Here is a 24,008-nt window from a genome sequence, read left to right on the forward strand (position 1 = left end):
GAACACCTGACCGGCCAGCAATGGCTCGCCATCGCCGCCATCGTCGCCGCCTCGGTCGGGGCCATCGCGATGACGCGAGCGGACCGGGTTCAGATCGAACCGGCCTGACCCTTATTCCGCTCATCCCACCCCGACGCTGATGTTGAAGCCCCACCCGCATAGGCGCGAATGCGGGCGCGTTCGCGGGCAAGGGGGACGGGGCCGGAACCCTGCGACAGGTCGTGGACCCGTGTCTGAACCTGCGCCTCGCCCGTGTCGAACCGTTCGACCAGTTGGGCCAGTTGCTCGGTCTCGGTCTTCAGGCTCATGGCGGCGGCCGTGGTTTCCTCGACCATCGCCGCGTTCTGTTGCGTGACCTGATCCATCTGATTGACGGCGCTGTTGACCTGGCTCAGACCCGTGGCCTGTTCCTGAGCCGAGGCGGCTATCTCGGAGATCAGGGCGTCCATTTCGGCGACCTTGACCGCGATGGCCGACAGGGCCGACCCGGTCTCGTTGACCAGGTTCACCCCTTGCGCCACCTCCTGGCCCGAGGTGGTGATCAGGGTCTTGATCTGTTTCGCGGCCTCCGCCGAGCGCTGGGCCAGGGCGCGCACTTCGGATGCGACCACCGCAAAACCCCGCCCCGCTTCGCCCGCCCGCGCCGCCTCGACCCCGGCGTTAAGGGCCAGCAGATTGGTCTGGAAGGCGATCTCGTCGATCACGCCGATGATGTCGCTGATCTGGGTCGAGCTGCGCTTGATGCCGTCCATCGCCGCGATGGCCTGGCGCACCACCTCGCCCGAGCGGTCGGCCTCGGCCCGTGCGCCCACCGCGGCCGATGAGGCCTGTTTGGCGCCGTCGGCGCTGCGTTTCACAGTCGCGGTGATCTGATCCAGCGCCGCCGCCGTCTCTTCCAGACTGGCGGCCTGCTGTTCGGTGCGGCGCGACAGGTCGTCGGACGCGCTGGAGATTTCGCCCACCCCGCCCCTCAGGCCCGACACGGCCCGCAGCGCCTGACCCAGGGTCTGGCGCAGGCTTTCGACGGCGGCGTTATAATCGTCGCGCACCCGGACATGCGCGCCCTGCACCGGCGCATCGATACGCGCCGTCAGGTCACCCGCCGACAGCCGCGCCAGGACGCCGGCCAAGGCCTCGACCAGCAGGTTCTGCGCCTGCTCCGCCTCGATCCGCTGGGTCTCGCGGCGCGCGGCCTCCTGTTCTTCGGCCGTGATGTCGATGGCCAGTTTGATGACTTTCGTCGGCCGTCCGTCGGGGCCGAAGACCGGGTTGTAGGAGGCCTGCAGCCAGACCTCGCGTCCCCCCTTGGCCAGACGCCGGAACTTGCGCGCCAGGAACTGACCGGCGTTCAACTCGCGCCAGAAGGCGGCGTAGTCGGGCGAAGCGGCCTCGGCCGGGTCCATGAACTGGCGGTGATGGGCGCCACGGATCTCGTCCAGACTGTAACCCATCGTGGTCAGCAGGTTTGGGTTGGCGTCGATGATCGTGCCGTCCAGGTTGAACTCGATCACCGCCTGGGAACGGCCGATGGCGGCCATCTTGCCATCCAGGTCAATCAGGCGATCCCGCGCCTGAGACTGGTCAAGCCGTCGTTTCGCAAACATGTCCCAACCCCGTCCCCCAGGCGGATGCCCGTTCAGGTTGCAATAGTAGCGCCCCGAATCGTTTCCGAAGTGTTTCGAGGCGGTCGAAAAGTCGCACGTACGACTACTCAGGGACTCTACGTTAAACCCAGGCGCGCGCGCCAACCTTCACCGCTCGTTAACCACGATGGCGCATCTCTGAACCCCTGTTCCTGGGGTCTTTTTTTGCGCAATCTCGTCGCCGCCGTCGAAGCGATCGATCCGCTGGTCGTGACCGGCAAGGTCGCGGGCGTGTCGGGCCTGCTGATCGAGTCGCGCGGCGGCCTGTCGCGTCTCGCCGTCGGCGCCCGGGCCGAGATCAGCCGGCGCGGCCACTCCCCCCTGCCGGCCGAGGTCGTCGGTTTCCGCGATTCCAAGGCCCTGCTGATGCCGTTCGGCCCGGTCGAGGGCGTGGCCCCCGGCGCCGACATCCGCATCATCGACCAGGCCGCCAGCGTGCGCCCCACCACCGCCTGGCTGGGCCGCATCATCGACGCCTTCGGCCAGCCGATCGACGGCAAGGGACCGCTGCCCCAGGGTCCTGCCCCCTATCCCCTGCGCGCCCCGCCCCCGCCGGCCCATTCGCGCGGCCGTGTCGGCGAGCGTCTGGACCTGGGCGTGCGGGCGATGGATGTCTTCACCACCACCTGCCGGGGCCAGCGCCTGGGCATCTTCGCCGGGTCGGGCGTGGGCAAGTCGGTGCTGCTGTCCATGCTGGCCAAACAGGCGACCTGCGACGCCGTCGTGGTCGGCCTGATCGGCGAACGCGGCCGCGAGGTGCGCGAGTTCGTGGAAGAGACACTAGGCGAAGAGGGGCTGAAACGCGCTGTCGTCGTGGTCGCCACTTCGGACGAGCCGGCCCTGAAACGCCGCCAGTCGGCCTATATGACCATGGCCATCGCCGAATATCTGCGCGACCAGGATCTGGAGGTGCTGTGCCTGATGGACAGCGTCACCCGCTTCGCCATGGCCCAGCGCGAGATCGGCCTGGCGGCGGGCGAACCCCCGACCACCAAGGGCTACACCCCCACCGTCTTCACCGAATTGCCCAAGTTGCTGGAGCGCGCCGGCCCTGGCCCTGTGCGTCCCGACGGCACGACGGCGGCGCCGATCACCGCCCTGTTCACCGTCCTGGTGGACGGCGGCGACCATGACGAGCCGATCGCCGACGCCGTGCGCGGTATTCTGGACGGACACATCGTCATGGATCGCAAGATCGCCGAGCGCGGGCGCTTTCCCGCCATCGACGTGCTGAAGTCCGTCAGCCGCACCATGCCCGCCTGCCAGACCCCGCCCGAGCGCGAGCTGAACAAGCGCGCGCGTCAGTGCCTGTCGGCCTATGCCAATATGGAAGAGCTGATCAAGATCGGCGCCTATCGCACAGGCGCCGACCCCATCGTGGACCGCGCCATCGCGCTGAACCCCGCGCTGGAAGATTTTCTGGGTCAGGACAAGGACGACGCCACGCGTCTTTCCGATTCCTTTACCCGGCTAGAGGACATCCTCAATCAAGGCATGATCAGAGAGTGACGACGAAATGACCGCTTGGGCCCAATCCCTGATCCGCATCTCCAACTACGAGGTCGAGACGCTGCAGAAGCGCCTGGCCGAGATCACCGAACGCCGCGCCAACGCCGAGATCCGCATCGCCGTCCTGGACGCCGAGGCCGAGGGCGAACGCAACCGCGCCCGCATGGACGCCGAGGCCGGCATGATGCTGGGCGCCTATCTGAACGGCTGGAAATCCCGCAAGGCTGCGGCCGAGGGCGACCTGACCGTGCTCGACGCCGAGGAAGCCGGCGCCCGCGACGCCCTGACCGGCGCCTTCGAAGAGCTGAAGAAGTTCGAACACGTCGCCGAGACCACCCGCCTCAGCCAGTTGGTCGCCATCGCCAAACGCGAAACCGCCGCCTTCGACGAACTGGGCCTGCGGAAACGTGCGGTCTGACACCCGTCAGATTTCTCCCTCCCCCTGCGGGGGAGGGACGTCGCGCAGCGACGGGGTGAGGGCGGCAGGTCGCCGTCGCACGGATTTAAGACAAGACAGCTCTGTGGGGCGTTGCCTGGCCCGCCCCACCCGGCGTCGGCTACGCCTCCGCCCCCCTCCCCCGCAGGGGGAGGGAAAATAGAATGTCGATCTCCCGCCGCACCATCCTCGCCTCATCTCTGGCTCTGCCCCTGGCCGCCTGCGACCGCTTCGCCTCGGCCGAGCCGACGCCGCCGAACGTCCCGCCGCTGAAATCCCTGATCCCCTGCCCGGTCGGGACCTGTATCAAGGCCAGCCACATCGACGACCCCGACTGGATCACGCTTGCCCGCGCCAACGTCTCCCAGCTCACGCCCGAGTGGGAGATGAAGATGGAATACATCCTGGCCAACGGCCTGGACCATCCGAACTTCGACCGCACCGACCGCATCGCCGCCTTCGCCCAATCCAACGGCATGGCGATGCACGGCCACACCCTGATCTGGTATTCGCAAGGGAAAGAGGCCTTCGCCGGTCTGGACGACGCCGCCTTCGACCGCGCCTTCGACGGCTATATCGCCGCGGTCGCCGGTCGCTATCGCGGCAAGGTCCGCAGCTGGGACGTGGTCAACGAGCCGATCCTGGACGATGGCTCGGCCATGCGCGACTGCCACTGGAGCGCCCGTTACGGCCAGGACGGCTATATCCTGCGCGCCTTCGAAAAGGCCCGAATCGCGGATCAGCAAGCCCTGCTGTTCCTGAACGAATACAATCAGGAAAGCGTCCCGGCCAAGGGCGCGCAGTTCCTGAAACTGGTCGAACGTCTGCTGAAGGCCGGCTGCCCGCTACAGGGTCTGGGACTGCAATCCCACCTGTGGATCGACATCCCAGAGGGCGTTATCGCAGCCTATATGCGCGAGGTCGCCCAGTTCGGCCTGCCGATCCATGTGTCGGAGCTGGACTGCACCCTGCGCACCGAAAACCGGCTGGACATGCGCAGCCAGGCCGACCGCATTGCCGCACAAGGCGCGCGCGTCACCGAACTGGCCTCGGCCTTCGCCGCCCTGCCCAGGGCCCAGCAGTTCGCCTTCACCGTCTGGGGCCTGCGCGACACCGATAGCTGGTATCGCCAGGGCGAAAAGGACGACGGCAAGGACAAGCCCCTGCCCTTCGACAGCTTCGGCCGCCCCAACCCGATGGCGGCCGCCATCGTGGCCGGCTTCAAGACCCCCGCCTGAATACAGGCCTCTGAATACGGAAACGCCCGGCCGTCTTGCGACGACCGGGCGTTTCTTTGCGAGCCGGAGGGGTGTTAGGCTTACTTCTTGGGCTTGGCGGTCACGGTCGCCGGAGCCTGGACCGAGGTCTGGGCCTGGGCCTGATGACCCCGACGATGCGCGCGCGGCGCACGGGCCGACGGCGCGGGCGTCGTGACCGAGGCGGTCGCGGCCGGACGCGCGGTCATGGCGGTCGAGGGCGCCGGGGTCGTGCCTGCGAAGGCTGCGCCGCTGGTCAGGGCGGCGATGGCGACGGCGGAAACGGCGGCGGCGGTGCGGAAGGTTTTCATGTCGATGTCTTTCGTTTGAGGTTCAGAAGTTCAACGTAGTCGGGATCCTGCCGGCCGGGGGAAACCGGCAGTACGTCATAGGCGTCGGGCCTACTTCTTCTTGGCGGGGGTCATCGCCCGGTGATGACGGGCGTGGCTGACCTGGCGATGCGAATGCGCACGGGCCGAGGCGGCGGGGCGGGCGTGAGAACCCGACGACGGGGCGGACGGCGTGCCGGCGAAGGCGGCGCCGCTGGTCAGGATCACCAAGGCGGCGGCGCCGAAAGCGGCGGTGGAACGGAAGGACTTCATGGCGGGTCTTTCTGTGTGTTTTGCGTCCGGCCTCGTGTCGGACAGTCACTGTTTCGGACCGCCGTCCGGCCGGTTCGGGGCCAGTCGGTGTCGCCGCGTGTCGGGCGCGAACAGATTTGTGTCCGACTGTATCCGCCGCGCTTTGGCCATGAGACGGGACGACAGATCGCGCTTCAAACTGCTCGCCGAACGCCAATGTCCCAGACCGCCGCCGCCCCTGTCCTTCTGGTCGTCGACGACGACCGCGAGATCCGCAACCTGTTGTCCGACCATCTGGAGCAGCACGGGTTTCGCACGGTGAAGGCCGCCGACGGCCGGGCCATGAAGGCGGCGCTGGAGGCGGGACCGGTCGATCTGGTGGTGCTGGACCTGAACCTGCCGGACGAGGACGGCCTGTCGCTGTGTCGCGGCATCCGAGCCGTCTCGCGCACCCCGGTCATCATCCTGACGGCGCGGGGCGATCCCATCGACCGGATCGTGGGTCTGGAGATGGGCGCCGACGACTATATGGCCAAGCCGTTCGAGCCGCGCGAACTGGTGGCGCGCATCCGCACCGTCCTGCGGCGCACGGGGGGCGAGGCGACGGCGATGGAGGGGCGTCACGCCGACTTCTCGAACTGGTCGTTGGATATCGCCGCCCGCGCCCTGACCGCGCCGGACGGGCGGCTGGCCCCGCTGTCGGGCGCAGACTTCGACCTGCTGCACGCCCTGGTCAGGAACGGCGGCAAGCCTCTGTCGCGCGAGCGGATCCGCGCCCTGTCCACCGTCGCCGACGCCGACGACCGCGCCATCGATCTGAGGGTCAGCCGCCTGCGCCAGAAGCTGGGCGACGACGCCAGGGCCCCGGCCCTGATCCGCACGGTGCGCAGCCTGGGTTATATGCTGGTCGGACCCGTCACATGGCGCGCTTAGGGGCGCGCCTGACCCCGCGCCACGGCCGGGCCGAGGCCGAGACCACGCGGCTGTTCCTGCTGCTGCTGGTCGGCGCCCTGCTGGCGGCGGGCGTGACCTTCGCCGCCCTGGGCCTGAACCATCGCCATCGCCTGTCCCAGGCCCATGACTTCACCACCGCCGAACGGATCGTGGACCTGGCCGGCTCCAGCGACGATCCCGCCGCCAGCCTGACCGACGGTCTGCCGGACGCGGCCGGTCAGAGGCTGGGCGCGCCCGATCCGTCGCTGACCCATGCGGTGGCCGAGGCGCTGAAGCGGCGGGGCGTCGACGGGGTCTCGGTCAAGGCGTTCGAGGCCTCAGCCGGGGCGTGCGGCGCGGCGGCCGATCGTCTGCGCTGTCGCATCCTGGTGTTGCGTCCGGTCAATGGCGCGCCCGTCCCGGTCGCCATCAGCCTGCCGCCCGCACCACGCCTCTGGACGCTCAGCCGCGAGGCCGTCGCCCTGCTGTTCGCCGGTCTGGCCGCCGTTCTGCTGACTGGCTGGATGGCGTCGCGCCTGGCGGCCGGACCGCTGAACCGTCTGTCCCAGGGCGCCGTCGCCCTCAGCCACGATCTGGACCGCCCGCCCCTGGTCGAGGAGGGCGCGCGCGAGGTGCGCCAGGCCGCCGCCGCCCTGAACGCCATGCAGACCCAGCTGAAGACCATGATCGAGGACCGCACCCGCGTCCTGGCCGCCGTCGCCCACGACCTGCAGACGCCCCTGACCCGGATGCGGCTGCGCGTCGAAAAGATCGAGGACGAGACCCTGCGCACCCAGTTCATCACCGACTTGGCGGGAATGCATCATCTGGTCCGCGAGGGGCTGGATCTGGCGCGGATCGAGACCACGGTCGAGGCCGTGACCCCCGTCGATCTGGACGCCCTGCTGTCCGCCATCTGCGAAGACGCGGCCGAGGCGGGCCAGCCCGTCGCCTTCACTCAGGGCTGCAACGCCGTCGTCCCGACCCGCCCCCAGGCCCTGCGCCGCTGCCTGACCAATCTGATCGACAACGCGGTCCGCCACGGCGGCGATGCAGCCGTTAGCGCCGTCCGGGACGGCCGGACCCTCCGCCTGATCGTGCGCGACCACGGCCCCGGCGTGTCGCCGGACCAACTGGAGCGCCTGTTCGAACCCTTCTATCGCCTTGACCCGTCACGCTCTTGCGACAGCGGCGGCTCGGGCCTGGGCCTGACCATCGCCCGCCGCATGGCCGACCGCGCCGGCGCCCAGCTGACCCTTGCCAATGCCGACGGCGGCGGGCTTGAGGCGACGTTGACGTTCGAGACCTGACAAAAATCCGCCGGGCCTGCATCCAGAACGATCGCTCGACGCCTCTCCCTGAAAGCGTCACCGTGACGCGCTCAGGAGACCGCCCTTGCCCCAGTTCCTTCCCGCCCGTCGTCGCAGCGCGGTCTTGCTGATCGCCTTCAGCGCGCTGGCGTGTGCGGTCGGTCCCGTCGCGGCCCAGGACGTCGCGCGCATGGATCAGGTGGTCCGCGCCTCCAGCGAGGCCGACGCCTTTTCCGGCGCCGTCCTGGTCGCGCGCGATGGGCGCATCCTGCTGGATCAGGGCTACGGCCTGGCCAATCGGGAATGGAACATCCCCAACGACGGCGACACCAGGTTCCGTCTCGGTTCCCTGACCAAACAGTTCACCGCCGTCGCGGTCATGCTGCTGAACCAGCAGGGCAAGCTGGATCTGGATGCGCCGATCAAGACCTGGCTGCCCGACGCCCCAGCCGCCTGGGACGCCATCACCCCGCGCCATCTGCTCAGCCACACGGCGGGCATCCCCAACTTCACCGCCTTCGACGACTATGAGGCGCTGAAAACCCGACCGGCGACCACGGCCGAACTGATCGCGCGGTTCAGCGACCGACCGCTGGACTTCGCGCCGGGCTCGCGTTTCGCCTATTCCAACTCGGGCTATGTCCTGTTGAGCGCCATCATCGAGGCGGCCAGCGGCCAGACCTATGCCGACTTCGTCACCGCCAATCTGTTCGCCCCTCTGGGCATGAGCGACAGCGGCTATGACCGCCACGACGCCATCCTTCCGCGCCGCGCCTCCGGCTATACCCCGAGCGACGACGGCGTCATCAACGCCGACTATGTGGACATGAGCATCCCGATGGGCGCCGGCGCGCTCTATTCGACCACCCATGACCTGCTGAAATGGGAACAGGGCCTGTTCGGCGGGCGGGTGCTGAACCCCCAGTCGATGACCGCCCTGACCACCCCCGTTCGCAGCGGCTACGCCATGGGTCTGCTGGTCACCCAGGCCGACGGCAAAAAGCTGGTCTGGCACAACGGCGCCATCGAGGGTTTCAACACCTATATGGCCTATGATCCGGGCGACCGGACCGCCGTCATCGTCTTGGGCAATCTGAACGGCGAGGCGCCGGACAAGTTGGGCGCCGCCCTGGTGACCCTGGCGCGCGGCGGGACCGTCACCCTGCCCAGCGAACGCCGCGCCGTCGCCCTCTCGCCCGACGTGCTCAAGGGCTACGAGGGCGTCTATAACCTGGCCCCGACTTTCGCCCTGACGATCTCGGTCGTGGACGGCAAGCTGATGGCCCAGGCCACTGGACAGCCGGCCTTCGAACTGACGGCGGAGGCCGAGGACGCCTTCTACCTGACCGCCGTCGACGCCCAGATCACCTTCACCCGCGATGCTGCCAGCGCCGTCGATGGCCTGGTCCTGCACCAGGGCGGCCGCGACATGCCCGCCAAGCGGCAGTGACCGGTCTTGAAATTTCGCCGTTTCAAGGCTAGGTTGAAGGCCTGATCTGATGAGGTGAGAACTCCCTCCTCACACACTCCGTCTCACGACGGCGTAAAGTAGGCGAAAGCCGAAAGAGATGCGGGACCTTGGGAACCCGCCGTCGGATTGGAAAAGAGGCCCCGTCATCGGCGGGGCCTTTTGCTTATGTGGGCAGCCAGTAACCCTTGGCGACGCGGCCATCCAGATCGTGCTGCGACACCCGATAGGTGCTGGCGACGACATATCGCCCCAGGTCGTCCGGCTTGAGCTTGATCGTCACCAGCAGGATCGCCTTGGCGACGGCGATGCGGCGGACCATGACAAAGCCCTCGCGATCCTTCGGCCCCTGCCCCACCCAATCGGGCGCCTGGAGAATCTGGCCGATGTGTCGAATGCAGAGCGCATAGTCGGCAGGATGCCGATCTTCGGCATGTTCCTGAGCCGATGCGGAGAAATGGACGGGAGCAGGGCGCAGAGACCAACCCATCGCATCGTTGACGAGGCTGACCGCCAATGGACCGCAATCGATCGGCTTGTATTTGGCCATCATCCCTTTCGGAGATCGAGATCAGCCGAACATGGCCCCGATAGATATTTCAGGTTGTGGTCGTCGCAGCACTAGACGTCAACCGTCGCGATGCCGGCTCAATCGATGACCTCGACGCCGAAACGCAAAACGCCCGCCGTTTCCGGCGGGCGTTTCAAAATCGGCGGATCGAAGACCGATCAGGCGGCGACGGTGACGACGCTCTCGGACGGGTCGCGCAGCACATAGCCGCGGCCCCAGACGGTTTCGATATAGTGTTTGCCGTCGGCGGCGGTGGCCAGCTTCTTGCGCAGCTTGCAGATGAAGACGTCGATGATCTTAAGCTCGGGCTCGTCCATGCCGCCGTACAGGTGGTTCAGGAACATTTCCTTGGTCAGGGTCGTGCCCTTGCGGAGCGAGAGCAGCTCCAGCATCTGGTATTCCTTGCCCGTCAGGTGGACGCGGTGACCGTTCACCTCGACCGTCTTGGCGTCCAGGTTCACGGCGATCTCGCCGGTGTGGATGATCGCCTGGGCGTGCCCCTTGGAGCGACGGACCACGGCGTGGGTGCGCGCGATCAGCTCGTCCTTGTGGAAGGGCTTGGTCATATAGTCGTCGGCGCCGCCGCCGAAGGTCTTGACCTTGGTTTCGATCTCGTGGCTGCCCGACAGGATCATGACCGGGGTGTTGACCTTGCCGACGCGCAGCTGGCGCAGGACTTCCAGGCCGCTCATGTCCGGCAGGTTCAGGTCAAGAAGAATGAGGTCGTAGTCATAGATCTTGCCCAGATCGATGCCTTCTTCACCCAGGTCCGTCGTATAGACGTTGAAGCCTTCCGACTTCAGCATCAGTTCGATGCTTTGGGCGGTTGCGTGATCGTCTTCAATCAACAGGACGCGCATACGTGCCCCTCCAGGCAAAAGCTTTGCGGTAACCACCCCGACGAACGTCCGGGTAACCTTGTTCGCAAGTTAAGACGTGAAAACCTTAAGAAGGGTTAACGCCATCCGATTGAGTCGAATCTAGGGTGATTTGCGAATCGCCGTCGAGGGGTTGGAGTCAACGATTCGAAATTTATTAACCATGTTGCGCCGGCCGGCGTCGCGCAGCCTGGTCGCTTCGTCCCTTCCATCCACCGACATCCGACATAGGGTCGCCTGCACAACCTCAAGGCGGGCAAGGCGTCACGTCCGGTTTTGACGTGTAATAGGACTTTATTCCTACCTCAAGGTCGGCAGCCCTCTATGCTGCCGTCATCGAAGTGCGAGAGAGGGAGGCGTTTCATGCTGGAGGATTACAGGGTGCCGGTCAGCGAGGAAGACCGGGTCAAGGCGGGGCTGGCCGTCCATCTGGTGGCGGCGCGCACGGGCGCGCAGCCGTCGCAGATGATCGGCGGCGGCCGGATGAACCCGCGCGCCGCCCGGCCGCGCTGGCTGGCCATGTATCTGTCGCACGTCGCCTTCGGCTGGACGCTGGAGCGGGTCAGCCACGTCTTCGGCGTCAATCGCGCCAGCGTCGGAACCGCCTGCCGCTGGGTCGAGGACGAGCGCGAACGGCGTCCCGTCGACGACCTGCTGAACGAGCTGGAGACCTGCATCCAGGGCCTGTACCAGACCCCTCGCCTGGACCTGGCCCAATGAGCCGGCTGCTGGAACGCGCGCGCGGCCTGATTACCCGGCCCGGCGCTTGGCTGGGGGCCGACGGCGGGGTCTATGCGCTGAGACTGTCGGCGGATCGCCGCAGCCGCATCAGCCTGACCCTGACGGAGGCCGAGTTCCGCGCCCTGGTCGATCAGCCGGGCCTGCGCGCGCGACCGGGCGGCGGCTGGACGGCGCGAACGATGGCCGACGAAGCGACTGTCCCTTCTCCCGGCCGTCCCGGCTTCGTCGCGGGCGAGCGCGAACTGATCCAGGCTGACGGCCGCATCGTGCGCCACCGCGCCAATCTTGGCGAAAGCCCCATCGCCTGGCTGGCGCGGCGCAAGGACGCCTCGGGCCGCCCCTGGCTGACCCCGGCCGAGGCCGCCGCCGGCGAGCGTCTGCGGCGCGAGGCCGAACAGGCGATGAAAGGCCCGTCCCTGACCATGCGCTGGGACGCCCTGCCCCACAGCGGATCGGGCACCGCCGCCCGGATGGAGCCGACCGACCGCGCCCTGTCCGCCGCCCGGCGGGTCGAGGCAGCGCTGACCGCCGTCGGCCCGCGCCTGCGCCCCATCCTCACCCGCATCTGCATCCACGGCGACAGCCTGCAACTGGCCGAAACCGGCCTGGGCCTGCGCCGCCGCCAGGGCAAGACGGTGCTGAAACAGGCGCTGCAGGCCTTGGCGGACCACTATGGGATTGGATGATTTGAAACAAAGTGCACAGATTGCACCCCAAAAAATCGGCGCTCGAACACAGCGAGGATTTCCGAAACGGGGCGGCTATGGCATCGCCTTCAGGTTGTCCTGCCCCACCAGAGATCTCCCCATGTCCCGTCCCCTGGCCTGCGCCCTGTCCACCCTGATGCTGGCGACCGCGCTGCCGGCGGCGGCCCAGACGCCCTCTGCGCTCAGAGACATGGTCGGCGCCCGAGCGGGCCAGGCCGAGGGCGAGCTGAACCGTCGCGGCTATCAGGCCACGGATCGGTCCGAGGTCGTCGGCGACGGCCGCATGACCTATTGGCGCAATGGGAACGACTGCGTGTCCATCATGACGCGTGACGGCCGCTACGCCTCGATCAACCAGGCGGGCCGCAGCGAGTGCGGATCGGGCGGATCGGATCGGTCGAACGCCACGGCGATCGCGGCGGGGGTCGCCATCGTCGGCCTCGCCGCCGCCATCGCCGCCCACAACAGCCGCCACCGCGACGCCGACGGCGACCACGACCGGGAATATCAGCGCGGTTACGAGGCCGCCCTGCACGGCGCCGACTACGACGCCAACCACGAGACCGAGGGCTATCACGAAGGCTTCCTGGCCGGCGAGGACGAGGGTCAGAACCGCCGCCACGCCAACAGCGGCTGGATGCAGAACGCCCCATACGCCGCGCGTCAGGCCTGCTCGCGTCGCGCCGACGAGTTCCAGAACCGCCCGTATGGCTCCAGCGTGCCCATCGGCGTGCGCGACCTGGGGCGCGGCGATTTCGAGCTGACGATGGCGACCGGCTCGTATCGTTCGCGCTGCACCGTCTCGGCCTCGGGCGACGTGCGTTCGATGGACCCGTTCTGAGGCTTCAGATCAGGGCGATCGGCACCAGGATCGCCAACAGATAGATCACCGCCCGCACAGCCGCCCAGATCGCGACGCCCGCGCCCTTGGCCTTGGAGACGTTCAGCCGCCGCGCGAACCAGTGCGCCTGGACGAACAGGAACCATCCGGCGCCACCGATCATGATCACGGCGCCGACGGCGTTGGGCAGGTCTGGCCGCCCGAAGATGTCGCCGCCCACCGACACGAAGGCCGCGCAGACGGCCGGCAGATAGCATTGGGCATAGAAGGGCGCGCGCAGGGTCTCGCGGCTGATCCGCTTCTTCTCGTGGCGCAACAGGGTCACGGCGGCGACCAGGGGGATCAGGCTGAAGGCCAGGGAGCGGAACAGAACCAGGTTCTGTTGCGAGGCGAGCAGGATGTGGGTCGTCTCCGACGTCTCTTGCGGCGGCGGCACGTGCAAAGCCAAGGAAATCAGATTGGCCAGGACGATGGTGGCCAGCAGGAACAGCGGCGGGCTCAGCGCGTCGTCGTAACGATGCTCTTCGCTGTCGCCCTGTTCGCGGTCCGAATAGTCCATCGCCGCCAGCGGACCACGCACGATCCGCCACAGGGTCAGGGGATAGAAGACCAGCCAGCTGACGGCCTCGAAGAGAAACTCCTCGAAACTGCGCAGGATCTTCAGCAGGTCCATTCCGCGTCCCTCGTCCACATCCCGCGATGGTGGGTCGTCGGGGCGCCGGTGGCAAGGCCGTTAAGCCAGCGCCGCCTCGCGGATACGCCCGACCATGCTGTTCAGCCCGTTGGCGCGCTGGCGTGTCAGGGCCGACGGCAGGCCCAGCCGGTCCAGCGCCGCGCGGGCGTCGAAGGCCAGGATCTCGTCTGGGGTGCGGCCGGAATACAGCTTCAGCAGCAGGGCGATATTGCCCTTCGACAGGGCGCTGTCGCTGTCGGCGGCGAACCACAGCCGCCCGTCGTCGTGCGTCGTCGCCAGCCAGACCTGGGCCGCACAGCCCGGCACCTTGTTGGTCTCGATCCGGTCGGCGTCGTCCAGCGGGGCCAGCCCCTTGCCCAGTTCGATGACATATTCGATCCGCTGTTCCCAATCGCCCAGCAGGTCGAAGTCCTCGGCCAGTTCGGCCAGGGTCTGGTCAATGCTTTCGGTCGGGGGCGTCTCGGTCGGAGGGGTGCGCGCGCTCATGGCCCGCCAGATAGGCCGCCGGGCCGTTAACGACAACCGGCCGTTTTGTCCCCCGATATTCATGGTGAACGCCGCGATGGGGTTCGCCTTACGGGGGAGCGGCCTCGCTCCGACTCAAGGCGAGGACTAGTCTGGACGCAGACAGAACAACGGCCTGCTGCTTGAAATCCGACGCCCACACCAGATTACAGGAAGACCGACGCCCCCACGAGCAAAGTGGCGCGCCGCTGGTCGCCCTGTGGCACGCCATATGGGCCGTGGCGATCAGCCTGACGGCCTTGGCGGCCCAGATGCTGGACGGGTTGAAGGACGCGCCGCTGGCGGCCCTGCTGATCATGGCCTTCCCCGGCATCTTCGGCGTGGTGCTGATGGTGCGCGACACTGCGGGCCTGCGGTTCGCGACCATGGCCGGCTGGCTGCTGGCCGCCACCGCCTGCGCCGGGCTGACGGGCGGGGCGACTGGCGCCCTGCCGGGCTTGATCGTGATGCCTCTGGCCGCCGGGATCGCCCTCGATCATGGCCGCACCGGCGAAGACCGGCTGACGCGGCTGGGCGCCTTCGCCGTCGGCCTGCCGCTGCTGGCGGGCCTGATCTCGACCTGGCTGAACGGACCGGAAGCGCAGGCGCCGCTGCTGGCCGCCGTCTCGGGCTTGCTGGCCATGGGCGCGATCATCGCCGCCATGCGCCTGACCTGGAGCGAGCGCCAGCGTCGCCTCTCCGACGCCGAGGACGAGGCCGCCCGCGTCGCCGCCCTGCTGGAAGACCAGCCGGCCCTGACCCTGTTGCTCGATCCGTCGGGTCGGGCCGTGGCGACCTGGGGCAATCCGCCGCCCGCCCTGTCAGTGCTGGCGCTCAGCGAGCAGGGGCTGATCTCGGCCGTCCATGCGCCGGACCGCCCCGCCGTGTCCGCTGCGCTTGCCCGCGCCCTGGCGGGCCAGCAGGTCGAGGTCCAGTTCACCCCGCGCATCGCCCTCGATAGACGCGTGGTCATGATCCTGGGGCCGTTCCACAACGACGGCGACCGCCCCCGCCTGATCGCCCAGGCCTTCGACGGCACGGCCCAGTTCGCCCGCGAGCTGGGCCTGGAGACCGCCCGCGTCGAGGCCGAAGCCCAGTCCGCCGGCAAGACCCGCTTCCTGGCCAATATGAGCCACGAGCTGCGCACCCCCCTGAACGCCGTCATCGGCTTCGCCGACATCATGCGCCAGAAGCTATTCGGCCCCCTGCCCGAACGCTACTCCGGATATGCCGACGCCATTCACCAGGCGGGCGGCCACCTGCTAGACCTGATCAACGACGTGCTGGACCTGTCCAAGATCGAGGCCGAACGCTACCAGCTGGCGATGGAGACGTTCGACGCCCGCGACGCCGTGTCCGCCGCCGTCGCCCTGGTCCGGCTCCAGGCCGATGACAAGGATGTGGATCTCGCCGCCGTCCTGCCGTCCGAGCCGGTGAATGTCCGCGCCGACGCCCGCGCCCTGAAGCAGATGGCGCTGAACCTGCTGTCCAATGCGGTCAAGTTCACCCCGGCCGGCGGCTCGGTGACCATCACCCTGGATGCGGACGGCCCGGACCTGGATTTGGCCGTGTCCGACACCGGCGTCGGCATCGCCCCGCAAGACCTCAAACGCCTGGGCCGCCCCTTCGAACAGGCCGGCGGCGCCGACCAGAAGGCCCAAGGCACGGGCCTGGGCTTGTCCCTGGTCCGCTCCCTGACCGAACTGCACGGCGGCCGCATGACCATCGACAGCACCCTGGGCGAAGGCGCGGCGGTGATGATCCGGTTGCCGGTGATGGTGGTGGATGCGAGCGAGGCTGTTGTCGAAGAGATGCCGGTCACGGTCGGGGCCTGATGAGATTGGTCGGCTGGCCCGCTAGTAGGGAAGCCGTCGTTGACCCCGTCCATGATCTATCAGATCATGGAACATGGTTCGACTTTCGCCCCTGCTCGCGTTGCTGTGCATCGGTTGTGTGGCCGATCAGCCCGAAAGCTTGCAGACGGTGGCCGCCTTCGAAGTTCCGCTACCGACAGCAGCCGACAAGTCCGACTTTCTGGCGTTGATGCGCAAGGAAGCCGAAGCGCGGGGCTATCATCTCGATGCTGCATCCGACGACCAATTGAGAGCCTTGTCGCGCGTGTCACCGCTGACTCTTAACGCCTCGATCTGGCGCGGAAACGATGAAGAAATCATGGTCTCTGCAATGGACGGAGCTGACCATCTCGGGCGCGTTTGGATTACCTTTTCAAAGGGCGAGAATCCTCAAAGGTCAGCAGAGTTACAAAGCGCATTGATCCCGAAGATACGACAGCGCTGGCCCGATACGGCTTCGCTACCGATCATGCCTAGCGGAGCCATTCCGCTGGCCAGAGATCTCGTCCGAACGCCGATCGGATACGAAGTGAAGGCTTCGGAAGCGTCAAAATATCAGGCTGAACGGCAGCGGTGATCGGACCGCGACGGGAGAAAACCGACCGTTCTAAACCTACCCCATCGCCAGAAAGCCCAACCCGCCGCGAAGTCGTCGGCCTCGAAGATGGATCGGGCGATGCTGGCGATCCCCTTTCATATCGTCTGCACTTGACATAATTCGACAATTAGCTAATTGTCTTATCATGAGTCAGGTTTTCAAGGCGCTCTCCGATCCGACCCGGCGACGGGTCCTTCAGCTTCTGCGCAAGGGGCCGATGAGCGCGGGAGAGTTGAGCGATGAGTTCGACGTGTCCAAGCCGACCATGTCGGCCCACTTCGCCGTGCTGAAGGAGGCCGATCTTGTGCATGCCGAGAAGGCCGGGAAGTCGGTCATCTACCACCTGAAACTCTCGGTCCTCGAAGAGGCGCTGATGGGTTTCGTCCATTCGTTCGAACGGGGCGCCGAGGCGCCCCATCCCAAGGAGGGAATTTCGCGATGAGAAAAGAACTGATCGAAAGCGTGGCCTGGGCCGGGGGCATCATCGCCCTGTCGCTGGCCGCCACCTTCGCCCTGAAACAGGGATACATCGACGGCGACGCCGCCAGCCGCATCACCCTGTGCGCCACCGGCCTGATGGTCGCCTGGTATGGCAATCGGCTGCCAAAGACCCTGGCGCCGAGCGCCTATATCCAGCGCGTGAACCGGGTCGCGGGCTGGTCCATGGCGTTGAGCGGGCTGATCTATGCAGGCCTGTGGGCCTTGGCGCCCTTCTCGGTCGCCCTGGTCGGCGGATGCGGCGCGATCGTGATCGGCATCGCCGTCACGGTCGGTTACTGCATGTCGTTGAGGACCAGGGCGAAAGCCTCTTAAACCTGCCCCATCGCCAGGAACGCCCGGCCCGCCGCGAAGTCGCCGGCCTCGAAGGTGGAGCGGGCAATGCTGCCGTCGCGGAACAGGAATTCGACGGTGAAGACCTCGCGCGGGTCCAGCGCCGCCAGCGTATCGGCGGCGGCGGCGGGGAACAGCCAGGCCTGACCGGCCGGGCGGCCTTCGGCCAGCAGCATCGTATCGGCGCTGGTCACGCCGGCGGCCCAGAAGGCGCGGCGTTGCGAGACCGGCGGCAGTTCGTGCGCCAGCCATGGACGCGGCGCCACCGTATGGTCGCGCATCACCACCCGCACCCCGGTCGGACGCGACCGCCCCTGCCAGGACACGACGGCCGCCAGCTGGTCGGGCCGATCCATGCCGCCCACCACCCCGAACCGCACCGGCGAGGCGCCGGTCACGGTCGCCTGCATCAACCGCCAGGTCGGGCGGGCGTAGGCGGCGCGGTCCGCGCTCCAGCCCCTGCGCTCGCCGGGAAACTCCATCCGCGCCGTGCGCGACCAGCCGGAAAAGGCGGTCTGGACCCGGCCGCTGACCGTCTTCAGATCGGCCGAACCGCACGGCGTCGTGCCCGCCCGCGCCCGCGCCCGCTGCGCCGTCTCGGCCAGCTGCCGGTCGTTGGCCCCCGCGCGCAGGGCCGCGCCGCGCGCCTGATACGCCGCAGCGGTCAGGGCGGCGGTCAGTTGCGGCTCGAACAGGCCGCAGCGGTCGTTGGCGGCCAGCACGAAGCTGCGCTCATAGAAGCGGTCCTGCGGCGCGGCGAGCGCGACGACGGGGGTCGCGGCGATCAGCACGGCCGAGATCAGAGCTTGGGTCCGTCGGGGGGAAAGGCCTATCCTCATGCCTCGACCCTAGCGGCTCAGCGTTGGGGTTCCGTGTTCGAGCAGGGTTAGCGAATTGCTTCTTTCCAGCGACCTGTGGGTCAGCGCCCTGATCCGCCGCGCCCAGATCGAGGGCGCCTACGCCACCGTGGTCAAGAAGGGCGACGCCCGCGCCGGCTCGGTCATCGTCAAGGCCTACGACACCTCGACCCGAACCGCGCGCCTCTACACCGAGGCCTTCGGAACCGACGGCGACCGCCTGTGGATCCAGCCGGTGACCAGCGACAACGAAAGCGAGCTGGACGCCTATATCGCCCGCCAGCGGGGGTATGACCCGGATCTGTGGGTGGTCGAGATCGAGGACCGGCAGGGGCGGCACTTCATCACAGAGAAGGTGCAGGGGTAGGCGAAGAAAGTCTGCGGGTTTGAGCGAGGCGGACCGTTCGAATCCCCGTAAAGGAGAAACTGCCACACCCAATACGTGAAACAGATTTGTTGTGTTCCACTTATGTTCCTGATAAGTTTAAGGCTCGTTAACCTTCGCATGACGTTATTTGCGAGACACAATTGGGGCGCAGCATGACCGACTTTGTCTCAGTTTTTTCGGGCGCAGGTGGCCTCGACATCGGCCTTCAACGTGCCGGATGGAACTGCCTTTACGCGACCGATTTCGACAAGAACGCGATCGAAACGCTTAAGCTCAATGCCGCTGCGGGGCGGCATCACAGCCGCTGCGCCATCAAACAGGCCGACATTCGCGATCTGACTGGCGAAGAGATGCTGTCTGAAATGGGCAAGCGTCGTGGAGATATCGCCCTGCTGGCCGGTGGTCCTCCCTGCCAGTCTTGGAGTAGCGCTGGCCATCAACTCGGCTTCAACGACCCTCGGGGACGGCTGTTCGAGGACTACCTCCGCGTTGCGAAGGAACTCGAAGTCCGCTGGCTCCTATTTGAAAACGTGCGAGGACTGATCACTGCACGTGGTTCGGATGGCGTTCCAGGCAGCGCACTCGCCGCCATCCGCCAAGCCCTGTTCAGCGCTGGTTGGCAGACGCGGGTCGAACTATTCAACGCTGCGGATTACGGGGCGCCCCAACGGCGAGTGCGCGTGGTTCTGATCGGCTACCGCTTTGGTGATGAGCCGCCCATACCAACGCCATCGCATAGCGACGGAGCCCACTCAGGCCACACGTCCTGGTTGTCGATGGCCGAGGCCTTGGCGGCCGTACCGCCGCTTGAAATCGACGAGATCATTCGGCCTTCTGGGAAGCTGGCGGTGGAACTCGAACAAATTCCTGCTGGTTCGGGTGTCAAAAGTCCGGGCAAGCGCGAAACGACCCGCCCAGGGGGGCATTGGGGTTACAAGCAAGGTGCCTTCGTTGCAGATTTGAAGCGCCCAGCGAGAACGGTCACGGCTAATGCCCAGCAAGATTGGATTCGCGATCCGATCCATGGTTTGCGGCGGCTTTCGCCTCGTGAATGCGCTGCACTGCAGACCTTCCCTGCGGACTGGATTTTCGCTGGCAAGCGCGTCGATCAGTATCGGCAGATCGGAAACGCGGTGCCTCCACTGTTGGCAGAAAAGATTGGCGCGGAGCTACGTCGCCATGTGACCGGCCAAGTCTTGACCCCGAATGCTACGCCTGCCGTTGTGTCTCCCCTGCCTGAAAAGCTTCAGGCTGCAATCGACTACACAGTTCGCGAGCATCGCCGTAATGGTGCATCGCGAATGGCGGCGCCATCGCTGAGAAAGATCGATAGGGAACGACTTGCAGGCTGATCTTGAGGCGGACTATCAGCGCGAACAATGCATGATCGCCGCAAGGCTATATGCAGAGTCGATGTCACCTCCGGCCATGGCTGCGGCATGGTTTCAAGCCAGCTCGGCCGCCTCGACGATAGTTCAAAACACGCTCAATGAGTCTAGTGCCTTGGTTGACATCGCCAAGGCTCTTGAAATTAGAGGCGGACATACGCTGGTTCTGCGCCAGATGCTGGCGCCTCCACTCAGCCAAGATCAGTTCGCTATCGTATGTCGGAGCTACAACAAGGCGCATGAGAACAAGGATCGGCCCATTCCCGTGGAAAAGGCGGCTTTGGTGGCAGAGGCCTTTCTCTCGTTGAGAGATATAAGACTGCTTCCTTGGCTATCTCAAAACCGTGCGCCTACTGCAGAAGAGATCGAGCGTGTCGTTACCGCAGTAACGCCACTACTTGCGTCCCAGATTCATCTAACTGCAAAACGCACATCCAGCTCAAGTGTGCAGGAAGAAGCAGTTGTTGCCCTGCTCACGTCTAAAAATTGGAAACGTTTGCCAAGTCGGCTGGTGGATCGCAGAGCTTCGCTTGGTGCGCGCGAATTCATGAAGAAGACGAGATTTGCCACGAACACGCGGCCTCAAGAAGTAGACATCGCCTGTGGACTCGGTGGCACCGTTGTTCTGGCTATGGAATGCAAAGTCTCGAACGATACGACGAACTCCGTCAAACGCATCAATGACGTGCTCAAGAAAGCAACGGCTTGGCGCCAGCATTGGGGCGAAGGCTTCGTGAAGCCCGCTGCCCTTCTGCAAGGCGTTATAGGATACAAGGATGTCGAACGGCTCCTTGACGCAGACATCGCGGTATTTTGGTCGCACGATCTTCCAAGATTTGAGCGCTGGATCGAGAAAAGCTCCGTTACGCGTTAATCCTCGTCCATCTTCAAGGCCGCGATAAACGCTTCCTGCGGGATTTCGACCTTGCCGAACTGGCGCATCTTCTTCTTGCCGGCCTTCTGCTTCTCCAGCAGCTTCTTCTTGCGGGTGGCGTCGCCGCCGTAGCATTTGGAGGTCACGTCCTTGCGCAGGGCGCGGACGGTTTCGCGGGCGATGATCTTGCCGCCGATGGCCGCCTGGATCGGGATGACGAACAGGTGGGGCGGGATCAGCTCCTTCATCTTCTCGACCATGCCCCGGCCGCGCGTCTCGGCGCGGGCGCGGTGGACCAGCATGGACAGGGCGTCGACCGGCTCGGCGTTGACCAGGATGGACATCTTCACCAGGTCGCCGACCTTGTACTCGGTGATCTCGTAGTCGAACGAGGCGTATCCCTTCGAGATCGACTTCAGCCGGTCATAGAAGTCGAACACCACCTCGTTCAGCGGCAATTCATAGACCACCATGGCGCGGCTGCCGACGTAGGACAGTTCGATCTGCTGGCCGCGACGGTCCTGGCACAGCTTGATCACGCTGCCGAGATACTCGTCGGGGGTCAGGATGGTGGCCTTGATCCACGGCTCGCTAATCGTCTCGATCTGCATCACGTCGGGCAGGTCGGCCGGATTGTGCAGGTCGAGCTCGGAGCCGTCGCGCAGGCCGATCTTGTAGACCACCGACGGAGCCGTCGCGATCAGGTTGAGATTGAACTCGCGGCTGAGACGTTCCTGGATGATCTCAAGGTGCAACAGGCCCAGGAAGCCGCAGCGGAAGCCGAAGCCCAGGGCGGCCGAGCTTTCCATTTCGTAGGTGAAGGACGCGTCATTCAGACGCAGCTTGCCGATGGCGGCGCGCAGGTCCTCGAAATCGGCGGCGTCCACGGGGAACAGGCCGCAGAAGACCACCGACTGGACTTCCTTGAAGCCTCGCAGCGGTTCGGTGGTGGGCTTCTTTTCATCCGTGATGGTGTCGCCGACGGCGGCGTGGGCCACTTCCTTGATCTGGGCGGTGATGAAGCCGACCTCGCCGGGGCCGAGCTGATCGACCGGCGTGTTCTTGGGCAGGAAGACGCCGACGCGGTCGATCAGGTGGGTCGAGCCGTTGCGCATCATCTTGACCCGCATGCCGGTCTTCAAGACGCCGTCGAACACACGCACCAGCACGACGACGCCCAGATAGGGGTCGTACCAGGCGTCCACCAGCATGGCCTTCAGGGGCGCGTTCACGTCGCCCTTGGGCGCCGGAAGCTTGGTGACGATGGCTTCGAGCACATCCTCGATGCCGATGCCTGACTTGGCGCTGCACAGGACGGCCTCGGAGGCGTCAATGCCGATCACGTCCTCGATCTGGGCGCGGACCCGCTCGGGCTCGGCGGCCGGCAGATCGACCTTGTTCAGGACCGGGACGATCTCGTGATTGTTGTCGATGGCCTGATAGACGTTGGCCAGGGTCTGGGCCTCGACGCCTTGCGAGGCGTCCACGACCAGCAGTGAGCCCTCGCACGCCGCCAGCGAGCGGCTGACCTCATAGGCGAAGTCCACGTGGCCCGGCGTGTCCATCAGGTTGAGGACATAGTCCTGACCGTCCTTGGCCTTGTAGTTCAGGCGCACGGTCTGCGCCTTGATGGTGATGCCCCGTTCCTTCTCGATGTCCATGTTGTCGAGCACCTGCTCGGACATCTCGCGCGCGGTCAGGCCGCCGGTGTGCTGGATAAGCCGGTCGGACAGGGTCGACTTGCCATGGTCGATGTGCGCGACCACGCTGAAGTTCCGAATGTTCGAGATAGGGGGAGTCGTCATCCGCGCGCCCCTATCACGCGTAGAGGGCGGGGGCCAGCCGCACGGCCGATCCAGCCCGCGCCTTACGTCACATTAAGCCTTCGCAATAAAGCCTTTCGGCGTTTGAGAAGGTGTCGCGGACGCGGTATGCAGCAGGCCTTCTTCCCCACCGGCGCGAGCCGGCGATCCGCTTCGCCTGCAACCGAGGATTTCCCCCGTGTCCAAGACGACCCGAACCGCCCTGCATTTCGGCGCTGTGGCCCTGTCGGCTTTTCTGCTGGCGAGCTGCGGCGGAAACGGCGAGGAAAAGAAGGACGAGAAGGCCGCAGGCGGTTCGCGCCAGACCGTCAGCGCCGCCACCGTCGTCCAGACCAATCTGAACCGCACCGTGACCGCATCGGGCACCGTCTCGGCCTGGGAAGAAGTGCCGGTGGCGGCCGAAACCGGCGGCCTGACCGCCGTGGCGCGGTATGTAGACGAAGGCTCCTACGTCCGTCAGGGTCAGCCCCTGGTGCAGATGAACGACGTCCTGCTGCGCGCCCAACTGCGGCAACAGCAGGCCCAGGTGCAGCTGGCCGACGCCAATGCGGCGCGCGACGCATCCGCCCTGGATCGCGCCCAGCAGTTGAAGGAGCGCGGCTTCCTCAGCCAGGCGTCGCTGGACACGGCCCTGGCCAACCAGCGCGCCTCGACCGCCAGTCTGTCCGCCGCCCGCGCGGCCCTGTCCGAGACCCAGACGCGGCTCGACCAGTCCACCATCCGCGCACCTGTCAGCGGCCTGATCATCAGCCGCAGCGTGACCAAGGGCCAGATCATCTCGGCCGGGACCGAACTGTTCCGCATGGTCCGCGACGGCCGGCTTGAGCTGGACGCCCAGGTGCCGGAGACCGAACTGGGCCTGATCCGCGCAGGACAGTCGGCGACCGTCACCTCCAGCGAGGCGGGCCAAACCACCGGCTCGGTCCGTATCGTCACGCCCGAGGTCAACGCCTCGACCCGTCTGGGCCTGGCGCGCATCTCCCTGGCGCCCGGCGCCCAGCTTCGCCCCGGCATGTTCGCCCGCGCCGACATCGCCGTCGGCGACCAGCCGGCGACCACCGTGCCGACCGGCGCGGTGCTGTATCGCGAGAACAAGCCCGGCGTCTTCGTCGTGAACGGCGACAGCACGGTCCACTTCCAGCCGGTGACCGTTCTGTCGCGCACCGACGCCCAGACGGCGGTCAGCGGCGTCGCCGTCGGCGCCCGCGTGGCGGTGGACGGGGCCGGCTTCCTGAACGAAGGCGACCGCGTCAACGTCGCCCCCGCCGTTGTACGGGCCGTCGCCGCCCCTGCCCGGCCCGCCGCCCAGCCTGCGGCCAAATAG

Annotated in this window: 26 protein-coding genes; 17 read left to right on the forward strand and 9 right to left on the reverse strand. The window is 66.5% G+C overall.

Annotated features, from left to right (window positions below; genetic code table 11):
* Nucleotides 1–89: 89 nt before the first annotated feature.
* Nucleotides 90–1,604 (reverse strand): methyl-accepting chemotaxis protein, encoded by a 1,515-nt coding sequence (locus WC597_RS06575; RefSeq protein WP_372692521.1) that lies wholly within the window; start codon nucleotides 1,602–1,604, stop codon nucleotides 90–92.
* Nucleotides 1,605–1,808: 204 nt separating this feature from the next.
* On the opposite strand from WC597_RS06575, the gene fliI reads away from it, so the two are divergent.
* The 3 genes from fliI to WC597_RS06590 all read left to right on the forward strand — a co-directional run bounded on the left by fliI (nucleotide 1,809) and on the right by WC597_RS06590 (nucleotide 4,826).
* Complete coding sequence (gene fliI, locus WC597_RS06580; RefSeq protein ID WP_372692522.1) at nucleotides 1,809–3,152, forward strand: flagellar protein export ATPase FliI; 1,344 nt, start codon at nucleotides 1,809–1,811, stop codon at nucleotides 3,150–3,152.
* Between the two features lie 7 nt (nucleotides 3,153–3,159).
* Entirely contained in the window at nucleotides 3,160–3,570 is a 411-nt protein-coding gene (locus WC597_RS06585; RefSeq protein WP_159846005.1) for a flagellar FliJ family protein, read from the forward strand.
* A 182-nt stretch (nucleotides 3,571–3,752) separates the two neighbouring features.
* Entirely contained in the window at nucleotides 3,753–4,826 is a 1,074-nt protein-coding gene (locus tag WC597_RS06590; protein WP_372692524.1) for an endo-1,4-beta-xylanase, read from the forward strand.
* 80 nt (nucleotides 4,827–4,906) lie between these two features.
* Here the strand turns inward: WC597_RS06590 and WC597_RS06595 are convergent, their stop codons facing one another.
* Both WC597_RS06595 and WC597_RS06600 read right to left on the reverse strand, forming a co-directional pair.
* On the reverse strand, nucleotides 4,907–5,155 hold the full coding sequence (locus WC597_RS06595; protein WP_372692525.1) for a hypothetical protein: 249 nt from the start codon (nucleotides 5,153–5,155) through the stop codon (nucleotides 4,907–4,909).
* Between the two features lie 90 nt (nucleotides 5,156–5,245).
* A complete protein-coding gene (locus WC597_RS06600; RefSeq protein WP_372692526.1) occupies nucleotides 5,246–5,446 on the reverse strand; it encodes a hypothetical protein in 201 nt (66 codons plus the stop codon).
* A gap of 195 nt (nucleotides 5,447–5,641) precedes the next feature.
* Here WC597_RS06600 and WC597_RS06605 point away from each other — a divergent pair, with 195 nt between their 5' ends.
* The 3 genes from WC597_RS06605 (at nucleotide 5,642) to WC597_RS06615 (ending at nucleotide 9,118) form a co-directional block, all read left to right on the forward strand.
* Complete coding sequence (locus tag WC597_RS06605) at nucleotides 5,642–6,358, forward strand: response regulator (protein WP_372692527.1); 717 nt, start codon at nucleotides 5,642–5,644, stop codon at nucleotides 6,356–6,358.
* The gene (locus tag WC597_RS06610; protein WP_372692528.1) at nucleotides 6,346–7,668 is read left to right on the forward strand and encodes an ATP-binding protein; all 1,323 of its coding nucleotides are present in this window, start codon (nucleotides 6,346–6,348) and stop codon (nucleotides 7,666–7,668) included. Before WC597_RS06605 ends, WC597_RS06610 begins: the two co-directional genes overlap by 13 nt.
* 85 nt (nucleotides 7,669–7,753) lie before the next feature.
* Entirely contained in the window at nucleotides 7,754–9,118 is a 1,365-nt protein-coding gene (locus tag WC597_RS06615) for a serine hydrolase (RefSeq protein ID WP_372692529.1), read from the forward strand.
* A 184-nt stretch (nucleotides 9,119–9,302) separates the two neighbouring features.
* Here WC597_RS06615 and WC597_RS06620 read toward each other — a convergent pair whose 3' ends face one another.
* Together WC597_RS06620 and ctrA are read right to left on the reverse strand one after the other, a co-directional pair.
* Nucleotides 9,303–9,686: a hypothetical protein gene (locus WC597_RS06620; protein WP_372692531.1), complete on the reverse strand. Its 384-nt coding sequence runs from the start codon at nucleotides 9,684–9,686 to the stop codon at nucleotides 9,303–9,305.
* Between the two features lie 179 nt (nucleotides 9,687–9,865).
* Entirely contained in the window at nucleotides 9,866–10,567 is a 702-nt protein-coding gene (ctrA, locus tag WC597_RS06625) for a response regulator transcription factor CtrA (RefSeq protein WP_135193504.1), read from the reverse strand.
* A 381-nt stretch (nucleotides 10,568–10,948) separates the two neighbouring features.
* Between ctrA and WC597_RS06630 the strand changes: the two genes are divergently transcribed.
* The 3 genes from WC597_RS06630 (at nucleotide 10,949) to WC597_RS06640 (ending at nucleotide 12,874) form a co-directional block, all read left to right on the forward strand.
* Complete coding sequence (locus WC597_RS06630; RefSeq protein ID WP_372692532.1) at nucleotides 10,949–11,305, forward strand: chromosomal replication initiator DnaA; 357 nt, start codon at nucleotides 10,949–10,951, stop codon at nucleotides 11,303–11,305.
* Nucleotides 11,302–12,012 carry a DUF6456 domain-containing protein gene (locus tag WC597_RS06635; protein WP_372692533.1) on the forward strand — a complete coding sequence of 237 codons (711 nt, stop codon included), beginning with the start codon at nucleotides 11,302–11,304 and terminating at the stop codon, nucleotides 12,010–12,012. Before WC597_RS06630 ends, WC597_RS06635 begins: the two co-directional genes overlap by 4 nt.
* Nucleotides 12,013–12,133: 121 nt before the next feature.
* Nucleotides 12,134–12,874: a hypothetical protein gene (locus WC597_RS06640; RefSeq protein ID WP_372692534.1), complete on the forward strand. Its 741-nt coding sequence runs from the start codon at nucleotides 12,134–12,136 to the stop codon at nucleotides 12,872–12,874.
* A gap of 4 nt (nucleotides 12,875–12,878) precedes the next feature.
* Here WC597_RS06640 and WC597_RS06645 read toward each other — a convergent pair whose 3' ends face one another.
* Together WC597_RS06645 and WC597_RS06650 are read right to left on the reverse strand one after the other, a co-directional pair.
* Nucleotides 12,879–13,547: a hypothetical protein gene (locus WC597_RS06645; protein ID WP_372692535.1), complete on the reverse strand. Its 669-nt coding sequence runs from the start codon at nucleotides 13,545–13,547 to the stop codon at nucleotides 12,879–12,881.
* 60 nt (nucleotides 13,548–13,607) lie between these two features.
* Nucleotides 13,608–14,054 carry a SufE family protein gene (locus tag WC597_RS06650; protein ID WP_372692537.1) on the reverse strand — a complete coding sequence of 149 codons (447 nt, stop codon included), beginning with the start codon at nucleotides 14,052–14,054 and terminating at the stop codon, nucleotides 13,608–13,610.
* A 161-nt stretch (nucleotides 14,055–14,215) separates the two neighbouring features.
* On the opposite strand from WC597_RS06650, the gene WC597_RS06655 reads away from it, so the two are divergent.
* The 4 genes from WC597_RS06655 to WC597_RS06670 all read left to right on the forward strand — a co-directional run bounded on the left by WC597_RS06655 (nucleotide 14,216) and on the right by WC597_RS06670 (nucleotide 17,336).
* Entirely contained in the window at nucleotides 14,216–15,907 is a 1,692-nt protein-coding gene (locus WC597_RS06655) for an ATP-binding protein (RefSeq protein ID WP_372692538.1), read from the forward strand.
* Between the two features lie 73 nt (nucleotides 15,908–15,980).
* A complete protein-coding gene (locus tag WC597_RS06660) occupies nucleotides 15,981–16,502 on the forward strand; it encodes a hypothetical protein (RefSeq protein WP_372692540.1) in 522 nt (173 codons plus the stop codon).
* Between the two features lie 166 nt (nucleotides 16,503–16,668).
* Nucleotides 16,669–16,965 carry an autorepressor SdpR family transcription factor gene (locus WC597_RS06665; RefSeq protein WP_372692541.1) on the forward strand — a complete coding sequence of 99 codons (297 nt, stop codon included), beginning with the start codon at nucleotides 16,669–16,671 and terminating at the stop codon, nucleotides 16,963–16,965.
* A complete protein-coding gene (locus tag WC597_RS06670; RefSeq protein WP_372692542.1) occupies nucleotides 16,962–17,336 on the forward strand; it encodes an ammonium transporter in 375 nt (124 codons plus the stop codon). Before WC597_RS06665 ends, WC597_RS06670 begins: the two co-directional genes overlap by 4 nt.
* Here the strand turns inward: WC597_RS06670 and WC597_RS06675 are convergent.
* Entirely contained in the window at nucleotides 17,333–18,193 is an 861-nt protein-coding gene (locus WC597_RS06675) for a hypothetical protein (protein WP_372692543.1), read from the reverse strand. The genes WC597_RS06670 and WC597_RS06675 overlap by 4 nt on opposite strands.
* 55 nt (nucleotides 18,194–18,248) lie before the next feature.
* Here WC597_RS06675 and WC597_RS06680 point away from each other — a divergent pair, with 55 nt between their 5' ends.
* The 3 genes from WC597_RS06680 (at nucleotide 18,249) to WC597_RS06690 (ending at nucleotide 20,861) form a co-directional block, all read left to right on the forward strand.
* A complete protein-coding gene (locus WC597_RS06680; protein ID WP_372692544.1) occupies nucleotides 18,249–18,578 on the forward strand; it encodes a DUF1491 family protein in 330 nt (109 codons plus the stop codon).
* A 173-nt stretch (nucleotides 18,579–18,751) separates the two neighbouring features.
* Nucleotides 18,752–19,951 (forward strand): DNA cytosine methyltransferase, encoded by a 1,200-nt coding sequence (locus tag WC597_RS06685; RefSeq protein ID WP_372692545.1) that lies wholly within the window; start codon nucleotides 18,752–18,754, stop codon nucleotides 19,949–19,951.
* Nucleotides 19,941–20,861 (forward strand): XamI family restriction endonuclease, encoded by a 921-nt coding sequence (locus WC597_RS06690; RefSeq protein WP_372692546.1) that lies wholly within the window; start codon nucleotides 19,941–19,943, stop codon nucleotides 20,859–20,861. Before WC597_RS06685 ends, WC597_RS06690 begins: the two co-directional genes overlap by 11 nt.
* Here WC597_RS06690 and lepA read toward each other — a convergent pair.
* On the reverse strand, nucleotides 20,858–22,666 hold the full coding sequence (gene lepA / locus WC597_RS06695) for a translation elongation factor 4 (RefSeq protein ID WP_372692547.1): 1,809 nt from the start codon (nucleotides 22,664–22,666) through the stop codon (nucleotides 20,858–20,860). The genes WC597_RS06690 and lepA overlap by 4 nt on opposite strands.
* A 196-nt stretch (nucleotides 22,667–22,862) precedes the next feature.
* On the opposite strand from lepA, the gene WC597_RS06700 reads away from it, so the two are divergent.
* Nucleotides 22,863–24,008 carry an efflux RND transporter periplasmic adaptor subunit gene (locus tag WC597_RS06700; protein WP_372692549.1) on the forward strand — a complete coding sequence of 382 codons (1,146 nt, stop codon included), beginning with the start codon at nucleotides 22,863–22,865 and terminating at the stop codon, nucleotides 24,006–24,008.

The organism is Brevundimonas sp. (assembly GCF_041648115.1).
In the GTDB taxonomy this organism is placed as follows: domain Bacteria; phylum Pseudomonadota; class Alphaproteobacteria; order Caulobacterales; family Caulobacteraceae; genus Brevundimonas.

Excerpts from the sequence above, each read along its gene's own strand:
- WC597_RS06575 (WP_372692521.1), bottom strand. The coding sequence starts at position 1,604 with ATGTTTGCGAAACGACGGCTTGACCAGTCTCAGGCGCGGGATCGCCTG.
- WC597_RS06585 (WP_159846005.1), top strand. The coding sequence starts at position 3,160 with ATGACCGCTTGGGCCCAATCCCTGATCCGCATCTCCAACTACGAGGTC.
- WC597_RS06590 (WP_372692524.1), top strand. The coding sequence starts at position 3,753 with ATGTCGATCTCCCGCCGCACCATCCTCGCCTCATCTCTGGCTCTGCCC.
- WC597_RS06595 (WP_372692525.1), bottom strand. The coding sequence starts at position 5,155 with ATGAAAACCTTCCGCACCGCCGCCGCCGTTTCCGCCGTCGCCATCGCC.
- WC597_RS06600 (WP_372692526.1), bottom strand. The coding sequence starts at position 5,446 with ATGAAGTCCTTCCGTTCCACCGCCGCTTTCGGCGCCGCCGCCTTGGTG.
- WC597_RS06605 (WP_372692527.1), top strand. The coding sequence starts at position 5,642 with ATGTCCCAGACCGCCGCCGCCCCTGTCCTTCTGGTCGTCGACGACGAC.
- WC597_RS06610 (WP_372692528.1), top strand. The coding sequence starts at position 6,346 with ATGGCGCGCTTAGGGGCGCGCCTGACCCCGCGCCACGGCCGGGCCGAG.
- WC597_RS06620 (WP_372692531.1), bottom strand. The coding sequence starts at position 9,686 with ATGGCCAAATACAAGCCGATCGATTGCGGTCCATTGGCGGTCAGCCTC.
- ctrA (WP_135193504.1), bottom strand. The coding sequence starts at position 10,567 with ATGCGCGTCCTGTTGATTGAAGACGATCACGCAACCGCCCAAAGCATC.
- WC597_RS06630 (WP_372692532.1), top strand. The coding sequence starts at position 10,949 with ATGCTGGAGGATTACAGGGTGCCGGTCAGCGAGGAAGACCGGGTCAAG.
- WC597_RS06635 (WP_372692533.1), top strand. The coding sequence starts at position 11,302 with ATGAGCCGGCTGCTGGAACGCGCGCGCGGCCTGATTACCCGGCCCGGC.
- WC597_RS06640 (WP_372692534.1), top strand. The coding sequence starts at position 12,134 with ATGTCCCGTCCCCTGGCCTGCGCCCTGTCCACCCTGATGCTGGCGACC.
- WC597_RS06645 (WP_372692535.1), bottom strand. The coding sequence starts at position 13,547 with ATGGACCTGCTGAAGATCCTGCGCAGTTTCGAGGAGTTTCTCTTCGAG.
- WC597_RS06650 (WP_372692537.1), bottom strand. The coding sequence starts at position 14,054 with ATGAGCGCGCGCACCCCTCCGACCGAGACGCCCCCGACCGAAAGCATT.
- WC597_RS06660 (WP_372692540.1), top strand. The coding sequence starts at position 15,981 with ATGGTTCGACTTTCGCCCCTGCTCGCGTTGCTGTGCATCGGTTGTGTG.
- WC597_RS06665 (WP_372692541.1), top strand. The coding sequence starts at position 16,669 with ATGAGTCAGGTTTTCAAGGCGCTCTCCGATCCGACCCGGCGACGGGTC.
- WC597_RS06670 (WP_372692542.1), top strand. The coding sequence starts at position 16,962 with ATGAGAAAAGAACTGATCGAAAGCGTGGCCTGGGCCGGGGGCATCATC.
- WC597_RS06675 (WP_372692543.1), bottom strand. The coding sequence starts at position 18,193 with ATGAGGATAGGCCTTTCCCCCCGACGGACCCAAGCTCTGATCTCGGCC.
- WC597_RS06685 (WP_372692545.1), top strand. The coding sequence starts at position 18,752 with ATGACCGACTTTGTCTCAGTTTTTTCGGGCGCAGGTGGCCTCGACATC.
- lepA (WP_372692547.1), bottom strand. The coding sequence starts at position 22,666 with ATGACGACTCCCCCTATCTCGAACATTCGGAACTTCAGCGTGGTCGCG.